The 5,844-nt window shown below is 38.3% G+C and carries 6 protein-coding genes and 1 pseudogene; 3 read left to right on the top strand and 4 right to left on the bottom strand.

Features of this window, described 5'->3' with window-relative positions:
• Positions 1–58: 58 nt before the first annotated feature.
• Positions 59–265 (top strand): annotated as a pseudogene (locus tag ACT3QR_RS13745) (integrase core domain-containing protein); the annotation flags it as partial.
• A 51-nt stretch (positions 266–316) separates the two neighbouring features.
• Here ACT3QR_RS13745 and ACT3QR_RS13740 read toward each other — a convergent pair.
• Both ACT3QR_RS13740 and ACT3QR_RS13735 read right to left on the bottom strand, forming a co-directional pair.
• On the bottom strand, positions 317–703 hold the full coding sequence (locus ACT3QR_RS13740; protein WP_443511815.1) for a hypothetical protein: 387 nt from the start codon (positions 701–703) through the stop codon (positions 317–319).
• A gap of 1 nt (position 704) precedes the next feature.
• On the bottom strand, positions 705–1,781 hold the full coding sequence (locus ACT3QR_RS13735) for a hypothetical protein (RefSeq protein WP_443511817.1): 1,077 nt from the start codon (positions 1,779–1,781) through the stop codon (positions 705–707).
• An 880-nt stretch (positions 1,782–2,661) separates the two neighbouring features.
• Here ACT3QR_RS13735 and repM point away from each other — a divergent pair.
• Positions 2,662–3,618 carry a replication initiation protein RepM gene (gene repM / locus ACT3QR_RS13730; protein WP_443511819.1) on the top strand — a complete coding sequence of 319 codons (957 nt, stop codon included), beginning with the start codon at positions 2,662–2,664 and terminating at the stop codon, positions 3,616–3,618.
• A 49-nt stretch (positions 3,619–3,667) separates the two neighbouring features.
• Here the strand turns inward: repM and ACT3QR_RS13725 are convergent, their stop codons facing one another.
• Positions 3,668–4,366: an LrgB family protein gene (locus tag ACT3QR_RS13725; protein ID WP_192520907.1), complete on the bottom strand. Its 699-nt coding sequence runs from the start codon at positions 4,364–4,366 to the stop codon at positions 3,668–3,670.
• Between the two features lie 9 nt (positions 4,367–4,375).
• Positions 4,376–4,867 carry a CidA/LrgA family protein gene (locus ACT3QR_RS13720; protein ID WP_192520905.1) on the bottom strand — a complete coding sequence of 164 codons (492 nt, stop codon included), beginning with the start codon at positions 4,865–4,867 and terminating at the stop codon, positions 4,376–4,378.
• A gap of 165 nt (positions 4,868–5,032) precedes the next feature.
• Between ACT3QR_RS13720 and ACT3QR_RS13715 the strand changes: the two genes are divergently transcribed.
• Positions 5,033–5,844: LysR family transcriptional regulator (locus ACT3QR_RS13715; protein ID WP_444521859.1), on the top strand; the 812-nt coding region annotated here is incomplete at its 3' end.

The raw sequence follows: 5,844 nt of genomic DNA, 5'->3' as shown, positions 1-5,844 counted from the left end.
TACACCAAGTATGCAAGCTTGGCTTGATAACATAAGAAAAAATATATAACTAGGCCTTGATAATGCTTTGGCTGTAACAGGGCATAGGTTATACAAAACAGAGGTGATTGAATATTTGAAAGCAGATTTGCAAAGTTTAGCGAATGTACAACTTGCGACATTGAATTGGGTAGATTGGTTCAATAAAAAGCGTATACACAGTGCATTGGGCTATGTATCGCCTTTTGAGTTTGGAGACCTTCCTAAATTTTGTGTAAGTATTTAATCTAAACGTCAGTTACACAGAATCTGGGATGGTCTCATGAGCATCTACTTCTTAATCATTTGGCTTAAAGCTTGGAAGTACGATGTATTGACCCATAGAGTCGCAATCAAACAGTAGAGACACCGTAACATCGTGCTTCTCTCCTACCCATTGGCTCATTCTTAACACTTCGTCCATGTCATGTATTCTAAGAGCGTGTTCAGGGGTTTTGGCATAAGCTGCTCTAGTCACTAACTCATCATCTTCAAACGCCGCTAGAAATTCATCACGTTCTTCTAAATGAATAACATAACCTAGCATTTCACAATCATCAGGTAGCCCTTGATCGGCAAGCAGTTTAGCTATATTAACTTCATTAACACCTAGCTGTTCTAATTTACGATTTTGAGCATCAGCTATGCGTTGCTCTTTACTACCTCTACGTTTCGCTTGACCCATCTTAATCTCCAAGTATCTTGTTAAAAAACCCTTTTGGCTTATTGTACTGTGCTTCAAATTCAGCCCGTAAGCGCTCCTCGATCTGCTTTTCAAGCTGCGGAGTTAGCTCCTCAATCAGTTTGGGGCGTAAATCTTCTTCTATTTGCTCTCTACGGTCATATTCAGCATCTTCCGCTACTTCCCTATCATCTTCTTCTTTTCGTTGAACCTCGGCTAAATAAGAGTGCAATCTGTGCTTTTTATTCTGCTCAATCGTGTTTATTGTGTTCAAACTAAATTTATTTCCATTAACTAGCAAGAAATTAAATTTACCTCTAGTTGATCTAGTTGCCTGATAAGCCTTAGCGCTATGCAGCTGACCTTTTTTATTTTTAGTCCACTCTCTAGGTTGTACTAACATGATTTTCATGTAGTAATCATGCAAAACCTTGTTGTTAAAACTAAAAATAGTCATGTGATAACAGTCTTTTTTAACATTCTTCATGTGTTCAACAAGTAAATACTCAATGCGCTGTCGTGATTTTTCAGTGCGCTCGTACTCAAAAGCAATTTTCACATCTTCACCTGACTCGATATTTTTTAAATACAATAAAACATCAATCATCAAAGGTTTGTATCGAACCTCTTTACTTATACCCATTAGATTAAACTTCGTATGTTGCTCTGACAAGAATACTAAAAGTGACTCATGCAGCCCAACTTCATGATGAACACGGCTTGAGTCAATGAATTTGCGTTTATTCGGTAGCTTTGCCTGGTCGTCATCAATAATCCTATCTTCAAGCAATACGCCAAGCCCCTGCTTACCTAGCATCAGTAAATCTTTACTGTAAAAGTTGTTTTTAAACTTTTGAATATAGCCGTGTCTGATTAAATCAGCGATAAAGCGATAGCCTGTGCTGCCCTTAGCATTGGTTAGTTTTAGCAACGTTTCTCTATTTGAGTAGCCAAAAATATAAAGCCACCTAACGATAAGCTTTCTACGTTCTATGTTTACGCCTAATAAGTCTTTAGTATCAGATAGCACCGCTATATGATCGTGTACCTCTTTAAGCGTGGCCTTATCGCCAAGTAACATTTAAAACTCCTAATTCTGAATTTGGGGAACGCTGCCCCCATGGGCAGCGCAAGCCTGAAAGGTGTATTTTCGTCCAGAAAATGCACAGTCAATCACCCTAGTGTTGACTGCGTGGGGGAGCCATGACCGTAGCACAAGCGTCCAGCGATAGTGCAATCGACCCCTAGGACGATGGTAGGGCATGGGGGCTAGCCCCCCGTCGGCCAGTAGCCGACAAACGTAACTTGGGGTGGCTTTTTACCCCAGAAGTTGCGTTTGTCGGGTGCGCAGCACCTGACGGGCTTTTAGTCTGTGGGGGTCAATCCCCCATAGACTAAACACAGTAGCAGTAAGGTAAAAAGGTCGTCCAGACCTTTTAAATCAATGTAGGGCGTTCAGCCCGCAACATTGATTGTTAGCTTAACTGATACTGGATAACTAGTGCTGACATACGGAATTTCTCAAAAAAAATTTTAGGTATGATTATCTTATACTAATATGTATTGTTTTATACAGTAAAATAGTCACTAAAATAGTTTGTGATCTAGCTTTTCTCTCTGTAGCTTTACTCCAATCTGCTGATTGGAAGCTTTTTACTAAAATCTGCTGTTTTTAGCTCTTTTTTCTTTTGTTTTTTTATCAGTTATCCACAACTAAAAAGGCTTTTAATGCTTTTAAAGGCTTTTAAGAGCTTTTAGACGCTCTGTAAGCATTGGTATTAAAGGGCTGTAAGGTTGATAAGACGACATTTTCTTACCCATAAGACGACATTTTCTTACCCATAAGACGACATTTTCTTACCCATAAGACGACATTTTCTTACCATATAACGTCTTGTATATAGTTGACATTATAATGTCAACTATATACATTGTCATTATATTATAGGGAGGTAGTTATAGTGAGTGATAAAAAAACAAATCTAGTTGTTAAGACCAATCAACTAAATACTGCTTTACAAGCTTTAAGCAAAATTGAAGTGCGTATGATCCAATTAGCCATAGTAGATGCAAGAGAGACAAATACAGGCCTAGATACAAACACACCTTTAAGGCTTGACGCTATGCGTTATGCTGAAATGTTTGGTGGCACTAGACAAAATGCTTATGATGCCATGAAAAGAGCAGAAGATACGCTATTCAATAGACGTTTTACATATATGGATGACGATGGCAAACCTGTAAAATCAAGATGGTTGCAACAAGTGCGCTATCTTGATGGGGAAGGCGTTATAGAGCTAGCTTTTACAATGGCTGTGGTCAATGGCATAAGCCGTATTAATGGCTTAGAGCAGTTTTTTACTTCCTACTTACTTGAGCAGACGACAAAACTGAATAGTGTTTACTCTGTACGTCTTTATGAGCTACTGGTGCAATGGAAAGCTGCTAAGAAAACACCCATATTTGAACTTGAAAAATTTAGGGGACAGATGGGTATTGGAGTAAATGAATATAAGAAGATGTGTGATTTTAAGAGACGTGTTTTAGATGCTGCTGTTGAAGAAATCAATAAAGAAACAGACTTGAAGATCAGTTATTCACAAGTCAAAAAAGGCAGAACGATTACAGGTTTTACGTTTATTGTCCACGAGAAACCACAAGACAAGCCTGATAAGGCGATCAAACAGCGTGATCCTGATAATGGCGATATGTTCACGATTGACGGCTTATCGGATGCTCAACTAGGCCGTATCACAAGAAACCCTAAATTTTGCCAAGACTTTGGACACATGGTATCTTCGACAAGTCCAATCAACCAAGATATGAACCTATGGTCTAAAGAGTTTATTGAGCGTATCAAGAAAGACCATGAGCCTTTTAATAAAGAACGTCCGATAAGAGAATATTTAGACTACTGATAGTAAAAATACACCTATATATTTAGCTAGGGTCTCTATATATATTTGTTTAAACTTGCCCAAATAACATTACGCCATGTATTAATGAAGGGCCTAAGAATACCATAAACAATCCCGCTAAAATCATTGTTAAACTAGCTATAACGCCCTCGTCCTCATTGCGCTGACTTGCCCGGGCTGTACCAAAACCGTGTGATGCATTACCAAATGCGATTCCATTTGCAAGATGTGAGCGAATACGAAAAAAAGTCAAAATCATATCCCCTAAAATCATTCCCACCATCCCTGTGATCAAAGTAAACAATGAGACTAAAGAGGAAGATCCGTGAATTTTTTCAGATAAGTCTAACGCAAATGGTGTCGATATTGAACGGGCCATCAAGCTATAGGTCAAGGTCTTATCAAAGTGGAACAAACCAGTGAATAGGTATATGCTTAAGACTCCCACCACCATCCCGACAGTTATGGAAGCGGTCAAAGCCAAAGCATGTCGACGTATTAAACGACGATATTCATAAATAGGTATAGCAAACGCAACCGTTGCGGGGGCAAGTAACTGCACAATCCAAGCTGTATCTTTCCAATAAGTATCATAAGAGATATTAAAGATAATCATTAATGAAAGCGTTATTACTGGAACCGTGATAGCTGGGTTTAGCCAAGATTTTCGATAGCGCACATAGATTACTTTAGCCATATAATAAGCAGCTAATGTCCAAATGAGACAAAGGATTGACCAGACATTCATTGTAAATCCTCACACATTATCATTATTTTTTAGGTTTAATTGGGCTTTATGAATCTGATGTCGATACAATCTACGTTGCAAACGGTGCACCATAATAAAGGTTAATGCTGAGCTTAACATCACCATCGCGGTACTTAAGATAATTGTCAGCATTAATTGCCAGCCCTTACTGATAAATAGCGCCTTGTATTGAAGTATTGACATCATAAGTGGGATAAACATTAATACTAATTCACCCAAAACAAATTTTGCCCCCAGTCTGACCCAGTTAACCTTGATAGCACCACTCATTAATAAGATCAGCATTAAAGATACTCCTAAGACGCCTGAGGATACGGGTAAATGCAATAACTCAACCAATATCGCAGCACAATACCAGACAGCTGCGATAATAGCGCATTGCATAAGGACATGAAGCCATGATTGGCCATAGAACCTTTGAAGTGCCAGTTTTGTTTTAGCTAAAAAACAGGAGGATAGACGAAGATTAAGATTACGCATAATAGTTGTTGTTTGTTGATTAGAGACTACTTATTATAAAAATACTATAGTCATAAATTATGAATTATATTTTTATTTTTATTCCCAATTTCTATAATAAATTTCGTTCTTTCTCTTAAATGTGGTCTATTATTTATGATAACTTTCAAGCAATTACGCTGCTTTGTGACAGTCGTAAAAACAGGTGGGTTTCTTCAAGCCAGTATCCAACTCAATTTAACTCAACCCACCGTTACCAAATCCATCAGTAACCTTGAAGAATATTTAGGCGTAGCTCTGTTTGATAAGCCGTTGACTCATAGAAAAAAGCGGCTAGTTAATTTAACGGAAATTGGCGAACACCTCTATATTCAAGCAGTGGATATCTTACAAAAGGCAGATAATCTTGAACAAACAGTAGTAGATTATCAGCAATTAATAGGTGGTAAGTTGCGTCTAGGGATTTCACCGTTAGGCAGTGAAATACTAAGCAAAGCTATTTTTAACTTTTACCAAATGCATCCTAGTATAGAAACCTCACTTATCGAAGATGGTGCTGAGTCACTTAAGCAGGCCCTTCTAGAGGGGCAACTTGATGTGGCAACATTGATGAAGCCGATTGACGATGATTTTGACTACTCGTCGATATGTTGCTATCCAGTGGTGGTCGTAGCAAATAAAAACCGTATGGGTAAGCGAAAAACGAAGGTAACACTTAAATCACTATCAAATGCACCCCTAATTTTATTTACCTCCAATTCATCATTTACTCCAATGATTATAGAAAACTGTCAATCACTAGGTTTTGAACCTAATATTATTTGCCAAACCAATCAGTGGCACTTGCTTCTTGACATGGTAAAACAGGATATGGGTGTGACTCTTTTGCCTCAATATTATACTCAAAAGTTGGATTTAACAGGATTAGTCTGCTTGCCACTAACCCAACCTCATTTAAAATGGGAGCTTGTCATGGCTTGGCGCCGTCATCGCTTGCT

This window comes from Psychrobacter sp. AOP7-B1-25 (assembly GCF_052376195.1).
Lineage (GTDB): Bacteria > Pseudomonadota > Gammaproteobacteria > Pseudomonadales > Moraxellaceae > Psychrobacter.
This window is presented reverse-complemented; position numbering and strand designations above follow the sequence as displayed.